Source organism: Gordonibacter faecis (genome assembly GCF_030077735.1).
Taxonomy (GTDB): domain Bacteria; phylum Actinomycetota; class Coriobacteriia; order Coriobacteriales; family Eggerthellaceae; genus Gordonibacter; species Gordonibacter faecis.
In genome coordinates this window covers 105184-122528 of sequence record NZ_JASJEU010000014.1, presented here as the reverse complement: position 1 = coordinate 122528, position 17345 = coordinate 105184, and the positions used below count along the sequence as shown (strand labels likewise).

Sequence of the window (17345 nt, the reverse complement as noted above, 5' to 3'; positions counted from 1 at the left end):
CGCCATGTGGCGTTGAACCTCGAAAGGAACGTGCGATAAGCCATGCCGACAAGGAAGAGAGAACCGAAAATCCGCGTGCTCGTCCGCGTTGTGATGGCGTGCATGGTTGCAGCCGTGCTGGTGGTGCCGGTTGGCCTTGTGTCGGCTTTCGCCGACACGTCGCTCGGAATCCGCATCGTCGATTCGACGAAGACTCCAGGGGCGGGCGACGGCTCTACCGTGCTCGGCATTCGCGTGACGGCTCCCACGTATACGATCACATGGAAAGCGAACGGCGGAAACTGGTCCGGTTCGGCCGCCGACAAGACCACGTCTGTCGTTTACGGGGCTGCCACGTCCGCGCCCGCGAATCCCGTGCGCACCGGCTACACGTTCAAAGGCTGGTCGACAACGGCTGGCGGCTCCGCAACGACGCTGCCCTCCGCAACGACCGCCGCCGCAACGTGGTATGCGGTATGGGCGGCTGACTCCTACAGCATCACCTACGACCTGCAGGGGGGCACCGCCACGGGAAACAACCCCACCTCCTACACCGTGGAAACGGCTAACTTCACCCTGTCGAACCCCACGCGTGACGGTTACACGTTCGCCGGTTGGACGGGCTCGAACGGTACGACGCCCCAGACCACCGTCACCGTGCCCAAGAACTCCACAGGGGTCAGGTCGTACAAGGCGAACTGGACGGCCATTTCCTACAGCATCACCTACGACCTGCAGGGGGGCACCGCTACCGGCAACAATCCCACCTCCTACACCGTGGAAACAGCCAGCTTCACCCTGTCGAACCCCACGCGCGACGGCTACACGTTCGCCGGTTGGACAGGCGCGAACGGTACGACGCCCCAGACCACCGTCACCGTGCCCAAGAACTCCACGGGGGTCAGGTCGTACAAGGCAAACTGGACGGCCAACTCCTACACCGTCACGTTGGACCGCGGCGCGGGTACGGGCGGCTCGACGACAGCAAACGCGACGTACGACTCTGCCTTGCCCGCCATCCAGACGCCTTCGAGGGCGGGCTACTCCTTCATGGGCTACTACGACGCCGTGGATGGCGGCACGCAGTACTACACCTCGTCCGGTGCGAGCGCCGCGAAATGGAACAAGACCTCAAACGCCACGCTGTACGCGCGCTGGCAGGCGAACAAGTACGTGGTGTCGTTCGACGCCAACGGCGGGTCGGGCGGCCAGACCGCCTCGGTGGACGCCACTTACGATGCCGCCATGCCGGCAATCTCCGCGACGCCTCCCGAGCGGCCGGGCTACACGTTCGCCGGTTGGTACGACGCGAAGACGGGCGGCAACCAGTACTACACCGCGGCCGGTGGTAGCGCCGCGAGCTGGAACAAGACCGAAGCCGCAACGCTCTATGCGCAGTGGACGTTGCAGGTGGTTTGCAGCGTGCCCTCGGCCGCGCTCGTCACGGTGGACGCCGCGGGCAACGTGTCCGGACAGAACCAGACGTTCTCGTCCTCCACAGTGGAGGATATCAAGGTGACGGCGGTGAAAAGCGGGAGTCTCGACGGGGCGTCCTCAGTGTTTGCGGATGAGGCTACCAGGACAGGCGTGCGGGTGACGCTTACTCCGCCGGTAGGGGCGGGGACGGCGGTGGAGGTTCCGCTTGTTACGACAGGCAACGGCGTGGTGACCGATTTCACTATTGGTAGCCAGGGCACGCTCGTGGTGGCATTCGGTTTGAAGCTTCCCGACGGCGCCCGATTAACGTACGAGCCCGACGTGTCGCGCGATATCGCCAGCCTCACCTATGTGGTGGCCGCTGCCAGGCCTTAGGCGCGACACCGATGGCAGAGGGACGAGGCTTGTACCGCGTCTGGCACCAACCCCGAAGTGGTGCGAAAGGCTCGTGCAGCAACGAGCGAAATACAATGTAACAGACCGCTTTCCGACACGAATGCTTTATTGCCAAGTGTGGAATATAGCGCGCATGCTACAATGGCCCGCGCTATATTCGCCTGCATCTTCGCGAAAGGCCTTCGTTGTATGAGCGTACCCAAGTACAAACGGGACACCGCGCCCGCCGAGTTTGTGAGAACCGCCGCCCAGCTTGAGGCTTTTACGGGGAAGATGTGTGCTCGCCTGCCCAAACGATGGGCCTTTACGCGTACCCGTTACATCACCGATTGTGCCAATGATATTCTCAATCATGCGGTACGGGCGAATGCCATTTGGGTCACCACTCCAGAAGAAGTGGCTCAGCGCATGGCGCATCTGATGGAAGCTCATGCCGCCTGCTACACGCTACTGCGCAAAATTGACATAATCGAAGAGGAAATGCCGGTGCGTATAGTGGATAACGTGAACCCTGATGGCACGATAGTAAAAAGGGAAAAGCCCTGCCTGAGCGCCGGACTACTTCGCGAGTGGACGGTTTTGGCGACCAAAGAGATAAAGCTTATTAAAGGAGTTATTAACTCCGATCGCAAGCGCTTTTCGACGAAGCGCCATCCCCTTGCGCAAAAGAAAGGCACTGCGTATAGTAGAAAATGCTCACGAAGCGTATAAGTGTTTCGAGGGCGAGAGGGAAGGGCGGCATCTGATAAGCGACTCCGTCGACGGCTGTCAATTGGTGGGAGCGTTCTGTGAATCCGAACAACGACACGAATTTCCTTAATGTGAACACGAACGGCGACCCGACCAACAACAACAACGCGAGCAATGCCTATGGCGTGTGCCCCTGATTCTCATCGCGGAAGAGACCAAGTAGCGCAACTGAATGCGTGAAAGCATAGAGGATGAGAAGGAGATGCTGTCCTGGCGGCCGTCAACCGCCGAACTTGTAAGAGCCGCGTGAAACCACCTCTGCGGCCGCTGCGGACTCGCTGCCAGAAGGCGGCGTCTGGCCTGTGCGTACTCTTTCGAGTGGCAGGGTTTCAGGCAGCGGAGCACCCGAGAGGCCTTTTCAGGCGCGCGGCTCATTGTTTTGCCCCAAACTGATGAACGCCAGCGGGAAAGGGTCTTCGGTTTATGAATGCTGCTCAGCGCAAACGGCGCCGGGAACGCCGTGAAGCACGGCGCCTGCTCAAAGCGCGCTTGGACTTGCAGAGCTGCCTCGACTTCGACCACATGAGCGATCCGGCTGTTCTTTCCACCTCGGCGCTCGCTTGCGAAAAAGACGTGCGGTGGAAGCGAAGCGTGCAAACGTTCATGCTAACGCGCATGAAAAACTGCATCGAATTGTCGGATGAGCTGCGCAGTGGTCGGTATCACAAACGGCCCGCCAATCATTTTGTGTTGCACGAACGCGGACATGCGCGTTGGATATCGGCGGTGCACTTTCGCGACCGCGTGGTGCAAAAAGCGTACTGTGACCAGTTCCTTATCCCAGTGCTTCATCGCGCGGTTGTCTACGACAACACTGCCTCGCAGGTGGGCAAGGGGACCGATTTCGCTCGCGACCGCTTTGCCCTGCATATGGAACAGGCGCTGCGTCATTTTGGGCCGAAAGCATGGCTGGTCAGCTACGACTTCAAAAGCTATTTCGCCTCCATTGACCCTGGTCGTGCAATGGAAATGATTGCCTCGGCCACCGCGCCGCTCGTTGCCTGCCAACGTGACCGCGACAATGCCACCAAAATGCTGGAACTGGGTCGTACGTTCATTTGCGAAGAAGAGGGCTTGGGTCTGGGGAATCAAACAAGTCAGGTGGTGGCCATCGCGTATGCGAGTCCTATCGACCATGCCGTGCGGGAAGTGTGTAGGTGCGGGCTGTCGGGGCGCTACATGGATGACAGCTACGCCTTTTGCCGAACGAAGGATGATGCCTATGCGGTGCTTGCCGTGGCGCAAGAGCACGCGCGGCGCTTGGGGTTGGTGCTGCATCCTCGAAAGACCCAGGTGGCTCCAGCGGCGCGGCGCCACGTTTATTTGAAAACGGTGTTCTGCCCGCAGCCTGATGGGTCCATTCGCCGTGACATTGCACGTGACACCATCAGGCGTTATAAGCGTCACTACAAGGCACTTGTGGGTTTGGTAGCCGCAGGACGCATCCCGGCCGAGGTGCTTGCCGTGAGCGAAGGCTCGTGGAAGGGCGTTGCGCTGCGGGCAACCGACCCTGAGAGATACCTACGAGAAATGACCACGTTCTTCGAAAGCACCAAGCTAAGAATGGCGTCGGAGCTATTCGGCTGAGTGGCGCGCGAGAAGGCTTTTGCTTGGTGTGACCTTTTGCGCCTGCGAACGGTTGTTGGCTGCTGTTCGGCAACGGACGTTTGACGTGGGTGAAACGGGTTGCCATAGGATGAGGGGCCTGGTGCTTGCGCGCGTTCTCCGGACATACCATTACCCGATGACCTAACGGAATAATCGGGTGAGGAGCCGCATGGAACGGGTTATCGTGGTGGGCGCGGGCGTCGGTGGGTTGGCGGCGGCCGTGCGGTTGCAAAACGCCGGATATCAGGTGACGCTGTACGAAAAGGAGCCGCTCGTTGGCGGAAAGATGAACCGCATCGAGGAAGACGGCTTCACGTTTGATGTCGGGCCCACCATCGTCATGATGCCCGAGCTGTACCGCGAAGTGTTCGAACTGGCGGGGCGTGACCCGGACGACTACATCCCCCTCACCAAAGTGGAGCCGCTCATGGACATCTCGTTCGGCCCGGACGAGCGTGTGCGACTGTCGAACGATCTGGCGGACCTCACTTCCACCCTGGAAGGCGTCAGCGAGGCTGACGCGCAGGGCTACTTCACCTACCTGGCGAAACTCTACGGGCGCTACCGCGTGGCGAAGGATAACTTCCTGCAGCGCTCCTTCCGCAAACCGACGGACTTCTACAACCCGAAAAGCCTGGTTGCGGGCCTGCGACTACACACGTTGGGCGACGCGTACTCGTCGGTGTCGCGCTACGTAAAGGACGACCGGCTGCGCAAGGCGCTGGCGTTCCAGACACTCTACATTGGCATCTCGCCCTACGAGGGGCCGTCGCTGTACATGATTATTCCGCTCATCGAATTGCTGTACGGGGTGTGGTATATGCCCGGCGGTATGTATGCGCTGGCCGAGGGGTTGCGGCGGCTGTTCGTGGAACTGGGCGGCGAGGTGCACACGTCCACGCCGGTGGAGCGCATCGTCATTGTAGACGGCCGCGCGAGGGGCGTGATGGTGAAGGGTGAGCTGAGGCTGGCCGACGCCGTGGTGTGCAATGCCGACTTCCCCTATGCCATGAAGGAGCTGGTGGCGGACGAGCGCACACGCGGGAAGTACACGCCGGAGAAGATTGATGCGATGGACTACTCGTGTTCGTGCTTCATTCTGTACCTGGGCCTGGACAAACGCTACCCAGCCGAGTCGGTGCACTCTATTCGCTTTGCGCCCGATTTCCGGAAGAATTTGGACGACATTTTTGAAGACGGGCGCTTTCCCGACGACCCGTCGTTTTACTGTTACGCACCGTGCTCGCTGGACGACTCGCTGGCGCCCGAGGGTATGCAGACGCTGTACGTGTTGGTGCCCGTACCGCCCTTGGCGGAAGGTGGGCCTGCGTGGAGCCCCGACGAGGTGGCGCGCTATCGCGAACAGGTGCTTGACCTGGTGGAATCAGAAACAGTGTACGAGGATGTGCGCAACCATATTGTGTGTGAGCGCATCTACACGCCGCGCGATTTCGAAGGGCGCTTCAACGCCTGCCGCGGCGCGACATTTGGTCTGCGGCCCACGCTGAAGCAGAGCAACTACTGGCGTCCGCACAACAAGGCCGATCATTGCGAGGGGCTGTACTTCTGCGGGAGCAGTGTTCATCCTGGTGCCGGTGTGCCTATTGTGCTGTTGAGCGCGCGGTTAGCGGCGGAGGAACTGATGACCGACGACGGTGCGCATGCTTCCCAGGTGCGTGCGGTGGCTGCCGAGCGGGCCGTGATTGCCGCGCGCGGCGAGGCGGCAGAGCGGGGGATGGCGGCGGAAGAGTTAGCGGCCGAAAGTGTGGTGGCGGCTGGCGTGGCAGGCGTGGAGACCGCGGTTGCCGCAGGTGGCGAAGGCGGTTCGCGATGAGCATGCTGTGCGATCCGTTTGAAGCCCGCGCGGCCGATTTCGCCTGGTGCGAAGAGGTGATCAGGCGAAACTCTCGCAGCTTCCACCGTGCGTTCTCGCTTCTGCCCGCGCGCAAGCGTCACGGGGTGTATGCCGTGTACGCGTTTTGCCGCGCGGCCGATGATGCGGTTGATCGCGACGCGAGTGCTGAAAAGTTGGCGGCGCTCGAAGACGCGCTCACGCGGTTTGTTGCCGGGCGCACGCCCGACGAGCCCTTGTGGCGCGCGCTGGAGGTGGTGTTCAACGCCTTCGCGCCGGACGTGCAGCCCTACTATGACATGCTGGAAGGGCAGCGTCGCGACCTGGATTTTCACCAGCCGGACACGATGGATGACCTGGAGGAATACGGCTACTACGTGGCTGGGTCGGTGGGGCTTATGCTACTTCCTTTTTTGCACACGAGTGGGCCGGCTGATGAGGCGCTGGTGGCTGATGCGGTGTCGTTGGGCGTGGCTATGCAGCTGACCAATGTGCTGCGTGACGTGGGTGAAGATTTGGAAGCGGGGCGGGTGTATGTGCCGTCCCGTGTGATGGAGCAGGCGTCGTATGCTCCGGCGGCGCTGCAGGCGCACGTGGTGGATGGTGCGTTTCGTGCGGCGTGGGAGGCGGTGGCGCGGCGCTCGGAGGAGTTGTACGCGCCGATGGAGCGCGACGTGGAGCGGCTTGATGAGGATAGTCGGCTGCCCACGTTGTCGTCGCTGTACTTGTATCGCGGCATTTTGGATGCAGTGCGCGCGGAAGGGTATCGCTGCTTCGATCGGCGCTGTACCGTGCCGGCTGCGCAGGCCGCTCAGCTGGTGGAAGCCGCCGGTGCGCGCCTTGCTGCGGAGCGGGGGTGAGCGCTATGTTGAATGTGCTGGGCATGGGCGTGTCGCTGGTGTACGTGCTGGCGGTGCTGGGCGCGTCGGGCTTGCTTGCGCGCCGCGGATGGGCGGCCGAGGCTACGCGCAAGTTGGTGCACATCGCACTGGGCGGGTGGTGGCTGATTGCCGCCGCCTTCTTCACGTCGCCTGTGTGGGCGGCGGCGCTTCCGGCGGTGTTTATCCTGGTGAACGGGTGGGCGTGGCGTCGCACGCGCCTGAAGTTTATGGGGCGTGAAGGTGCCGAAGAAACGCCGGGGACGGTGTATTACGCCGTATCGCTGACGGCGCTCGCGCTGTTTTCGTTTGGCCTTGGTGCGCCGTATGTGGGCGCGCTGGGGGTGTTCTGTATGGCGTTTGGCGATGGACTGGCTGCTGTGGTGGGCAAGCGGTTTGGCGGTGCTGGTGCCGGGAAGACGGTTGCGGGAAGTGTGACTATGTTCTTGGCGAGCCTTGTGTCGTGCGTAGGCGTGCTGGTATGGGGCGCGGTTGGTGGGTGGCAAGGCGCGGCGCCGGTGTTCGCGGGACTTTCGGACGTGGTGGGCTTCGCGGTTGCGACGGCCATCGCGGTGGGCCTCGCCGCGGCAGCAACGTGGTTCGAGCGTGTGTCGCCCGCCGGGCTGGACAATGTCACGGTGCCGCTGGGCGTGTCGGGCCTGTTCGCCGTGCTGCTGCTTCCCGCCAGCTGGTGGACGCCAGGCGCGACGGGGCTTCTGCTGTCGGGTGCGGTAGCCGTGATGTCGCTGCGGTTGTGCCTGCTCACGGTGCCGGGCGCGCTCGGCGCGGCGGCGGTGGGCATGCTGGCGTTCGCGTTCGGCGGCTGGCCTTTGTGGCTGTTGCTTATGTGGTTCTTCGGCAGCTCGAACGTGGCGGCGCGTATCGTGCGGAAGCGGCGTGGCGTGCAGTCAGGCGGCTCACCGAAGCGCAAAGGCGAGGCCCGGAGGCTGCGCCAGGTGCTCGCAAACAGCGTGCCGTTCCTTGTGTGCGCGGCGGGCTTCGCGGTGACGGGTGAGCCGTGGCTCATGGTGGTATCGGCGGGCGCGCTGGCGGCCAGTACGGCCGACACGTGGGCTTCGGAGATTGGCATTTTCAGCCGCAATCCGCCGGTGAACATTGTCACGCGCAAGCCCATGCAGCGCGGACTGTCGGGCGGCGTGAGCCCGCTGGGCCTGGTGGCAACGGTGGTGGGTGCGGCCACCTCGGCGCTTCTAACCATGGTGCTGTTCCCCGTCTTCGGATTCGCCGTGCCGGTGGGGCTGGGCGCGTTTCTGTTCATTGTGGCGTGCGGTGTGGTAGGGTCGCTGGTGGACAGCCTGCTGGGCGCCCTGTTGCAGGCGAAGTACCGCGCGCCGGACGAGGGCACAGGCGCGCTGGTGGAGGCCTCGCCGAGCCGCGGCGCCGGCGGTTACACGCTGGTGTCCGGCTTCGCGTGGGTTACCAACGACGCCGTGAATTTGCTAAGCGGCATCGCCGTGGTGGCGCTTGGCTTGCTGATAGTGGTGTAGGGAGGTGGCGAAGGCGAGGTGCTCGGTGCTCGCCCGCGGGCCACATGCGGTATGATGGGCGCACTCCCCCTAGCCACGAAAGGACAAGAGCCCTATGGACGCCGCCACACCCTGCGCCTCTGACGCCTTCGACCGCTTCTCCGACGCGGTCCGTTCGTGGTTTCTCAATGCGTTTCGCGGCCCCACGCCCGTGCAGGAGCGCGCGTGGGAGGCTATCGGCGCGGGCGAGAATGCGCTGGTCATTGCCCCTACGGGCTCGGGCAAAACGCTGGCGGCGTTTCTGTTTGCCCTCGACAAACTCATGGCCGAAAAGGCGGAACGCGGCGCGCAAAAACGCGCGAAGGGTGTGCGCGTGCTGTACGTGTCGCCGCTCAAAGCCCTCGGGGCCGATGTGGAGCGCAACCTGCAAGAGCCGCTCGCGGGCATTGCGGCCCGCTGCGCCGCCGCGGGTACCGGTGCGCCTAACGTGCGCACGGCCCTGCGCACGGGCGACACCACGCCTGATCAGCGGCGCGCCATCCAGCGCAACCCGCCCGACATCCTCATTACCACGCCCGAGTCGCTCTACCTCATGCTCACATCGAAGGCCCGCGAAGTGCTGCGCACGGTGGAGACGGTCATTGTGGATGAGGTGCATGCGCTCGCCGGCAACAAGCGCGGTGCGCATCTGGCGTTGAGTTTGGAACGCCTCGATGACCTGCTGGAACGTCCGGCGCAACGCATTGGGCTATCGGCCACGGTGCGTCCGCGTGAAGAGGTGGCGCACTTCTTGGGAGGCCCGCACCCGGTGCAGATTGTTGCCGCCGAGGATCGCCCGAGCTTGGACGTGCATGTGGAAGTGCCCGTGCATGACATGACGGCTGTGCCCGCGTTCGGCGGCTTCGAGGCCGAGGGGCTACCCCCGGCTGGCGCGCGGGGACGCGGCCAAGGTGCCGCTCGTAGCCCACGGCGTGCTGCCACCGAGGTGGCGTGGAAGTCCGATCGCGCGCTGCGGGCCGTCATGGACGGCCAGCGGCTGAAGGACGCGCCGCCCGACAGCCGCCTGGGGTCTTCCTCCATCTGGCCTTATGTGGAGTCCGCCATTCTGGATGAGGTGCTTGCGCACCGCACTACCATCGTGTTCGTGAACTCGCGCGGCTTATGCGAAAAGCTGACGGCACGACTCAATGAATTGTACGCGAAACGCCAAGGGCTTCTGGCTGGTGCGCCCGACGGCGCGGGTGCGGCGGCCATGCGTTCGGACATGGGCTCCACGAGTGAACTGGTGCAGCCGCCCGTCGAGGTCATTGCGAAAGCGCACCACGGCTCGGTGTCGAAGGAAAAGCGCTTGCAGGTGGAGCGCGAACTGAAGGCGGGCGAATTGCCGTGCGTGGTGGCAACGTCCAGCTTGGAGCTGGGTATTGATATGGGCTCCATCGACCTGGTGTTGCAGGTGGCCGCGCCGCCCTCGGTGGCCAGCGGGCTTCAGCGCATCGGGCGCGCGAATCACCAGGTGGGTGGGCGCTCAACAGGGACTATTTTTCCGCGTACGCGCACGGAGATAATTGATGCGGCCGTGGTGGCCGAGGGCATGCGCACCGGCGCCATTGAAGCGACGGCCCTCGTGCGCAACCCGCTGGACGTGTTGGCGCAGCAGACGGTGGCCGCCGTAGCGATGGGCGACATCACGGCCGACGCCTGGTACGATACGGTGCGCCGCGCCGCGCCGTTTTCGGAGCTGCCACGGCGGGCATTCGACGGCGTGCTCGACATGCTGTCGGGCCGCTATGCCTCAGCTGACCTGGCCGAATTCTCGCCTCGTATTGTATGGAATCGCGAAACGGGCGAACTCACGCCGCGCCCAGGCGCCCAGCGCCTCGCGGTGACAGCGGCGGGTACTATTCCCGATCGCGGCATGTTTTCGGTGGTGTTGCCGGAGGGTGATGGCAACGAGGGCCGCCGCCGTGTGGGCGAGCTGGACGAGGAAATGGTGTACGAGTCGCGCGTGGGCGACATTATTACACTCGGCACCAGTTCGTGGCGCATCAGCGAGATCACGCGCGATCGCGTGGTGGTGGAGCCGGCGCCGGGCCGCTCGGCGCGCCTGCCGTTTTGGCATGGCGAAGGTGTGGGGCGACCTGCCGAAATGGGGCGAGCTCGTGGGGCGTTTCTGCGTGCGGTGGACGCGGGACTTGAAGATGGGCGCGAGGGTGAAGGCGAAGATGCCGAACGTGCGGCGAACGACGGCCTGGTTCTTACCCCGGCGCTGGCTGAACGTTTGTCGGCGGCCGGCCTTGACGAAGACGCACAGCGCAACCTGGCCTCCCTTGTGCGCGAGCAGCGCACGGCCACGGGTGTGGTGCCGAACGACCGCACGCTGGTGGTGGAGCGGTGCGAGGACGAAACAGGCGACTGGCGCGTCATGCTGCACTCGCCCTACGGTCGGCGCGTGCACGAGCCGTGGGCCATGGCGGTGTCTGACCGGGTTACTTCTACCCTTGGCTTCGACCCGCAGGCGCAGGCGGCCGACGATGGCATTGTGCTGCGCATTCCCATGACCGAAACGCGCCTGCCCGGCGCCGAGCTGTTCGTATTCGATGCGGACGAACTCGAACGCATCGTGCGCGACCGCGTGGACGCAACGGCCCTGTTCGCCGCCCGGTTTCGCGAATGTGCCGCGCGGGCGCTGCTCATGTCGCCCACGCAACCGGGCAAGCGCGCACCGCTGTGGCAGCAACGCCTCAAAGCGGGACAACTGCTGGAGGCTGCCCGCGGTGAGCGTGATTTTCCCCTCATGCTGGAAACGGCGCGCGAATGCTTGCAGGATGTGTACGACCTCGGCGCGTTGCGCGAGGTCATGCAGGGAATCGGGGAGGGTGCGGTGCGCATCGTGGAGGCGCAGACCAGCGTGCCGTCGCCGTTTGCCGCGCCGCTGTTGTTCGGCTACGTGGGCGAGCACTTGTATCAGGGCGACTTGCCGCACGCCGAGCGGCGGGCGTCGCTTTTGGCGGTGGATCCGGCGCTGTTGGGTGAACTCTTGGGGTCAACCGATGTGGGCGAGCTGTTGGATCCGCAGGTGGGGGAAGCTGTTGAAGCTGAGTTGCAGCGGCTGGCACCTGGTCGGCGTGCGCGCGGTGCGGAAGGTGTGGCCGATATGCTGCGCGTATTGGGCCCGCTGTCTGCGGAAGAAGTTGCATGCCGGTTGGAGCCGGCTGCGAGCGAGAGCGTGCGCGATGGTGCAGGTGATGAGGCTGATGACGCCGATGACGTGCCCTGTGCGACCGTAGTAGAAGCGCAGGCGGCGCTGGAAGACTTGGCGCGTGACCGCCGTGCATTCTCGGTGCTCATCGGTGGTGCGGAGCGCTGGGCGGCGGTGGAGGATGCGTGGCGCTTGCACGAGGCGCTGGGTGTTGCGGTGCCGGATGAGGTGCCTGCGGTGTTTCGTGCGGCGGGAGACGATGCAGCGGTTGACTTTCCCCTGGATGACCTGCTGCTTCGCTATGCTCGCACGCATGGGCCGTTCTCCAGCGAGAATGTGGCGGAGCGCTTCGGCCTCGGCCCCGCGGTAGCGCGCGAGGCTTTGCGACGGCTTGCGGCGGCTGGCCGCCTTGTGCAGGGCCACTTCGCAGGGCCTTCTGATCAGCCTGAACGAACCTGGGTTGCCGCGGACGTACTGCGCCGACTAAGGGCGCGCTCGCTTGCGAAGGCGCGGGCTGCCGTGCGCGCGGTGCCTGCGGATGCCTACGCGCGCTATGTGCTTGACTTGCAAGGCGTGGGGGCAGGGCGCGGCGGCGGTCTTGAGGGCATCGAGGGCGTAGCGCAGGTCATCGCCCAGTTCGAGGGCGTGTTTTTGCCCGCCGTCTCGTGGGAAGATCACGTGCTGCCCAGCCGTGTGCGCGATTATCGCCCTGCGCTTTTGGACGAACTTATCGCGTCGGGAGAAGTGGTGTGGGCGGGCGCGCGCCGTGAGGCGGCCGGCCCTGCTGCCGATGCGCCCGCCGCTCGTGGGCGCGCCGCGCGCGGCTCCGCGCCGCCGGTGGGCCTCGTGGCGTTCTACCCGACGGATTCTCCGCTTGCACCCGCGCGACCCGAACCCGCAGATGTGGGCGCCGAAGAGGCCGAACCTGCCGTATGCCCCTCGGTGGAAGAGGCGGTTGTCCAGGTCCTTGGCAACGGGTATGGCCTGTTCTTCCGCCAAATTGTTGAAGCGGTGCGCCGGCGGATGGCACCTGAGCGGGTGGATGAGACAACCATCGCCGCAGCGCTGCAAGGCTTGGTGTGGAGCGGCCGCGCCACGAACGACACGTTCGCGCCCGTGCGTGCGGCGGAAGCCGGTGCCCACGCGCATCCGGCTCCGCAGCGCCGTGTGAGCAGTCGGCGCTCGCGGCACCGCTCCGGCAGCCGTTTACCTGCGCGGACGGCGGGGATGACCGCGGCGGGGTCGGCGGCGGATAGCGTGCTTCTCGGCACGGCCGGCGGCGCGGCGCTGGCGGGTCGCTGGTCGCTTCTTGCGCCCTCGCCCGAGAACGACACGGTGCGGGCGGTTGCGGTGGTGGAGTCCATCCTCGATCGCTACGGCGTGCTGTCCCGCGACGTGGTGATGCTCTCCGGCGTGCCCGGCGGCCTCGGCGCCCTCATGCCGGTACTGCGCTCGATGGAGGACGTGGGTGACGTACTGCGCGGCGCGTTCGTGAAGGGCCTCGGGCCGGCGCAATTCGCCTCGCGCGAGACGGTGGATGTGCTGCGCACCTACGCTGCTACCAGCGAAAATGCGCGCGAAGATGCCGCTGTGCCCGATGTGGCGGGGGAGAGCGCCTGCGTGGTGTTGGCTGTCGATGACCCCGCAAACCTCTACGGTGTCGCGCTGCCGTGGTCGGCGATTGCTGAGCCGGATGGCTATGGCGACGCTGTGTCAGGTGAGTCGGACGTGCGTCCGTCGCGTCGCGCAGGAAGCCTCGTGGTGCTACACAACGGCGCAGCGGTGCTGTACGCAACAGCAGGCCTGCGGGCGCTGTTGTCATTCACGTCGGATGAGGACATTCTTGCCGCAGCTGTCCATGCGCTCGTGGCGCACCTTGAGCATGCCCTCCGCCGCGCCGGCGGCGACAGCGCACGCAAAAAGATGGTCGTCGAAACGTTCAACGGGAAGTCGGTACTCTCGTCCCCCTTCGCCGACGTACTGCAAGCGCTCGGTCTCGTCCGCCTCCCCGACGGCCTACGCCTCTACGTCGACCCCTTCGCCCGCAGCTAAACAAAAAAGCGTGGCGAAGCGGCTAAGCCTTTCTCCGCGGTTTGAACTGGGTGCCGCACCGGAGACGTGAGCGGCCGCGGGGTGCCTGTGCGTGCTACCATAGGCGCCGACGAAAGGAGCACGATGACCGAAACCGACAACGCGGCCACGGAGAAGCTGGAACTCATTATGGGCCGCGAGGGGCTGGCGCGTCTGGCGGCGTCCACCGTGATGGTGCTGGGTGTGGGCGGCGTGGGGTCGAACTGCGTGGAAGCGCTCGCGCGCGGCGGCGTGGGGCGGCTCGTGGTGGTGGACCATGACGTGGTGCAGGCCAGCAACATCAACCGGCAGGCCATCGCGTTTCGCAGCACCATCGGGCGCAAGAAGGTGGACGTGGCGCGCGCGATGGTGGCTGACATCAACCCATCGGCGCAGGTAGAGGCCCTGGATCGCTTCGTGCTGGCCGAGGACGTGCCAGACTTCTTGGGCGCATATGCGGGTCGCGTGGACTTCTTCATTGACGCCATCGACACCATCTCGGCGAAGCTGGCTGTGGCGCAGTATGCCGACGCGGAGGGCCTGCGCCTCATCAGCAGCATGGGCGCGGCGAACAAGCTGCGGCCCGATTGCTTCCGGTTCGCCGACGTGTACGACACGGTGAACTGCCCGCTCTGCCGCATCATGCGCAAGGAAGGACGCAAGCGCGGCATTCGCCATCTGCGCGTGCTGTATTCCTGTGAACAGCCGGTTAACGTGCCCGTTCGCGAAGGCGCGGCGCGCCGCGAGCGGTCGAATCTGGGCACGGCATCGTTCGTGCCACCTATCATGGGCCAGATGATAGCTGGCGCTGTGCTGTGCGAGTTGGCCGGCGTAAACATTGACGGTACAGAAGGTGCGGCAGAGCCGGGAGGCGCGCGATGACGAACCTGCGGCTGTTCGACATGCACTGTCACCTGGACTTTGCGCCCGACGCGCACACGGCGGCGGAAGATATGGCACGCGAAGGCCTGGGCGCGTTTGCAACCACCGTGACGCCGGAGGGCTTCGAGTGTGCGTCCGCCCTGTTCGCGGGGTGCGAAAACGTGCGCACGGGACTGGGCATGCACCCGTGGTGGATTGCCGATGGCCGCTGTGGCGAAGATGACGTGGCGCTGTTCGAACGTCTGGCCGTGGACGCGCGTTTTGTGGGCGAGGTGGGGCTCGACTTCGGGCCCCGCCACGCCGCATCGCGCGAGGTACAACTGGCGGCGTTCAACCGCGTGGCCGCTGCGTGTGCAAGCGGTGGGAAGCTGCTGTCGCTGCACGCCGTAAAGGCGGCTCACGCGGTGCTTGACGTACTGGAAGAAGCCGGTGCGCTTGAGGGGAATGCGTGTGTGTTCCACTGGTTCACCGGCTCGTCGGACGAGCTGCAGCGCGTGCTGCGCGCCGGGTGCTGTGTGTCCGTGAACCCGCGCATGCTGGCCACGAAGCGCGGCCGCGAGTACGCGCGCATCATCCCGGAGGATCGTCTGCTGCTGGAGACAGACGCGCCGCCCGAGGGTGAGCCGTACGAGGTGGAACTCGAAGTGGCACGCCTGGAAGATATGCTTGATGAACTGGCCGAACTGCGCCGGGTTGACCGCGCCGAACTGTCCGAACGCAGTGCTGCCACCAGTGCTCGTTTGCTGGCGTTGTCGTAAACCGTCGCATCGACACGCGACTGCGTGTCGATGCCCCGCATCTCACATCCGCGCAACAACCGCCCGACGAATGCCCGCCCGGTGACCTGCGCTTCGGCCACCGCGCGTATCCTCTTCCCATTGACGTATTGTAGTGCGATGCGGAAAGGAGACGCGCGATGGACTGGGGATCGCTACCCGAGTGGTTCACGGCGTGTGCCGAGGTACTCGCCGTGTGCACCGCGCTCTTTCTCCCGCGCTACCAGGCCCGTCGCGAGCGTCAAGAAAGCCTCGCGCGCATGCGCCGCGTGACAACGGGCATGTTGGACGCACTTGCCGACGATCGCGAACGCTGCGGCGCGCAGTGCGATCCCGCAAAACTCCAGAACCTTCAAAGTGCCGAGGATTTGAAGCTCTACCTGCGCGTGGCGTTCTTCGCCCTCAGTGCCCCGAGCGAAATAAACCTGCGCGATGAGGTGGCGAGTCTCTATCGTCGCCTTCTTGACCCCAACGCCGACATCGCCGCCATCCGCCGCGATATAGCAACGCTGCGGCAATCCGGACGCGCCTCTTCCCGTGTCCGGAGCGGTGAGGGTCTACCCTGATGAGCGGCGCGGCGCATCACGTGGCGCTCATCTTTGAAGGCGGCGGCATGCGCAACTCGTACTCGGCGGGTGCGGTGTCGGTGCTGCTTGAGGCGGGTCTTTCGTTCGACGCTGTGTATGGGCTTTCGGCGGGAGCTACCAACGCCATTGATTACCTGTCCCATGACGCGCACCGCGCCGAAGCGTCGTTCACCACCTGCCTTGACAACCTGGCGTTTCGCCCCTGGCTGCTGCCGGCAGTGGGCGCGGATGGCATCGGAGCCACGCTGCACGGTGACACGCTTGCCCGTCCCGGCTGTGCGCTTCCCTTCAACTTCGCGGCGTTTCAGGCAAACCCGGCTCAGCTTACGCTCCAGGCCGTTGCGCGCGACACGGGCGAAACGGTGTACTTCACGCGCACCGCCTTCTCCACGGAGCAGAGCCTTATGACCTGCGTGCGCGCCTCGTCGAGCTATCCCGTTATCATGCCCCCCACCTGGATAAACGGTCAGGCGCTCTACGACGGTGGCATCGGCGAAGGCGGCGGTATCATGCTGCCGCGTGCCGCGCGCGATGACTACACGCGGTTTTTCGTGGTCTGTACGCGCCCGCGCGACTACCGCCGTTCGCTCAAGCCGAACCGCGCCTACGACGTGTTCTTCTGGCGCCGTCCGTGCATGTGGGCGCTGCTGGATTCGTGGGCGCAGCGCTACAACGACGAACTTGACGTCCTCGCGCAGCTGGAGGCCGCGGGTGCTGCTTACGTGTTCTACGCCACCGACCAGGGCGTACGCAACACCGAACGCGACGAGGCGAAGCTGGTCGCGAACTTCCAACGCGGGCGCGCCCAAGCGCTCAAGGAACTTCCCGCATGGGAACGATTCCTCGGACACGAGGGCTAGCGATAGTCGGCTTCGTCGGCGAATTCCCAGCCGAGCAGCGCGTCGCCTACCAGCTTGAACGAGAAGGGGAGGGGCTGCTTCAGTTCGCCCGCGTCGATCTTTTCAGAGATGCCTTCCAACTCATCAAGCAGGTCGAAAAACGAGAGCTCATCGAGCGAGGGCATGCCGGTGGCCACTTCCTCAGGGTCGATGGTGAGAATGTGTAGCACGATGTCCAGATAGTCGCCCAAACGCTCGCTGCTGGCTTGCAGTTCGGCCAGCTGCTCGTGACTGAAGAACGACTGCTCGGCGCAGTACCAGCCAAGCACCGGCTCGGGCAGGTCCTCTTCCATGAGGTCGCTCAGCACAATACCGTTGCGCTCCAGGTCAGATAGGGTGTAGCAGTCGAGCAGCGTGTCAGGGGTGACCAGTTCCTCATCTTCGTCATCCACGTCGCTCAGCACGTACACCACCTGCGCGGCAAGGCCCTGCGGCGTGACGTCGAGCGACAGGCCGTACTGGTAGCCCGGGTTCGCCATGCGCGTGCCCCAGTACAGTTCACCGTGATGCTCGAGAAGCGTTTTGACGGTTGCAGCCATGGGGTC

At 64.7% G+C, this 17345-nt stretch carries 12 protein-coding genes; 11 read left to right on the top strand and 1 reads right to left on the bottom strand.

The features are described from left to right. Nucleotides 1-42 precede the first annotated feature (42 nt). From QNJ86_RS08250 to QNJ86_RS08200, 11 genes are all read left to right on the top strand, one after another. Nucleotides 43-1791 carry an InlB B-repeat-containing protein gene (locus tag QNJ86_RS08250; RefSeq protein ID WP_283832132.1) on the top strand — a complete coding sequence of 583 codons (1749 nt, stop codon included), beginning with the start codon at nt 43-45 and terminating at the stop codon, nt 1789-1791. A gap of 210 nt (nt 1792-2001) precedes the next feature. Then, nucleotides 2002-2523, top strand: coding sequence for a hypothetical protein (locus tag QNJ86_RS08245; RefSeq protein WP_283832131.1), 522 nt, complete (start codon nt 2002-2004; stop codon nt 2521-2523). A gap of 462 nt (nt 2524-2985) precedes the next feature. Further along, complete coding sequence (locus tag QNJ86_RS08240; protein WP_283832130.1) at nt 2986-4149, top strand: RNA-directed DNA polymerase; 1164 nt, start codon at nt 2986-2988, stop codon at nt 4147-4149. Nucleotides 4150-4339: 190 nt separating this feature from the next. After that, complete coding sequence (locus QNJ86_RS08235; RefSeq protein WP_283832129.1) at nt 4340-6004, top strand: phytoene desaturase family protein; 1665 nt, start codon at nt 4340-4342, stop codon at nt 6002-6004. Beyond that, on the top strand, nt 6001-6882 hold the full coding sequence (locus QNJ86_RS08230) for a phytoene/squalene synthase family protein (protein WP_283832128.1): 882 nt from the start codon (nt 6001-6003) through the stop codon (nt 6880-6882). The genes QNJ86_RS08235 and QNJ86_RS08230 overlap by 4 nt, the downstream gene beginning before the upstream one ends. 5 nt (nt 6883-6887) lie before the next feature. After that, a complete protein-coding gene (locus QNJ86_RS08225) occupies nt 6888-8408 on the top strand; it encodes a DUF92 domain-containing protein (RefSeq protein ID WP_283832179.1) in 1521 nt (506 codons plus the stop codon). A gap of 94 nt (nt 8409-8502) precedes the next feature. Continuing rightward, entirely contained in the window at nt 8503-13638 is a 5136-nt protein-coding gene (locus QNJ86_RS08220) for a DEAD/DEAH box helicase (RefSeq protein ID WP_283832127.1), read from the top strand. 123 nt (nt 13639-13761) lie between these two features. Then, nucleotides 13762-14538 carry a tRNA threonylcarbamoyladenosine dehydratase gene (locus QNJ86_RS08215; RefSeq protein WP_283832126.1) on the top strand — a complete coding sequence of 259 codons (777 nt, stop codon included), beginning with the start codon at nt 13762-13764 and terminating at the stop codon, nt 14536-14538. Then, nucleotides 14535-15296 (top strand): TatD family hydrolase, encoded by a 762-nt coding sequence (locus tag QNJ86_RS08210; RefSeq protein WP_283832125.1) that lies wholly within the window; start codon nt 14535-14537, stop codon nt 15294-15296. Before QNJ86_RS08215 ends, QNJ86_RS08210 begins: the two co-directional genes overlap by 4 nt. A gap of 158 nt (nt 15297-15454) precedes the next feature. Beyond that, complete coding sequence (locus tag QNJ86_RS08205) at nt 15455-15880, top strand: transcriptional regulator (RefSeq protein WP_283832124.1); 426 nt, start codon at nt 15455-15457, stop codon at nt 15878-15880. After that, on the top strand, nt 15880-16761 hold the full coding sequence (locus QNJ86_RS08200) for a patatin-like phospholipase family protein (protein WP_283832123.1): 882 nt from the start codon (nt 15880-15882) through the stop codon (nt 16759-16761). The genes QNJ86_RS08205 and QNJ86_RS08200 overlap by 1 nt, the downstream gene beginning before the upstream one ends. Here the strand turns inward: QNJ86_RS08200 and QNJ86_RS08195 are convergent. Continuing rightward, entirely contained in the window at nt 16758-17339 is a 582-nt protein-coding gene (locus tag QNJ86_RS08195; protein WP_283832122.1) for a hypothetical protein, read from the bottom strand. The two genes, QNJ86_RS08200 and QNJ86_RS08195, sit on opposite strands and share 4 nt — an antisense overlap. Between the last annotated feature and the right edge of the window lie 6 nt (nt 17340-17345).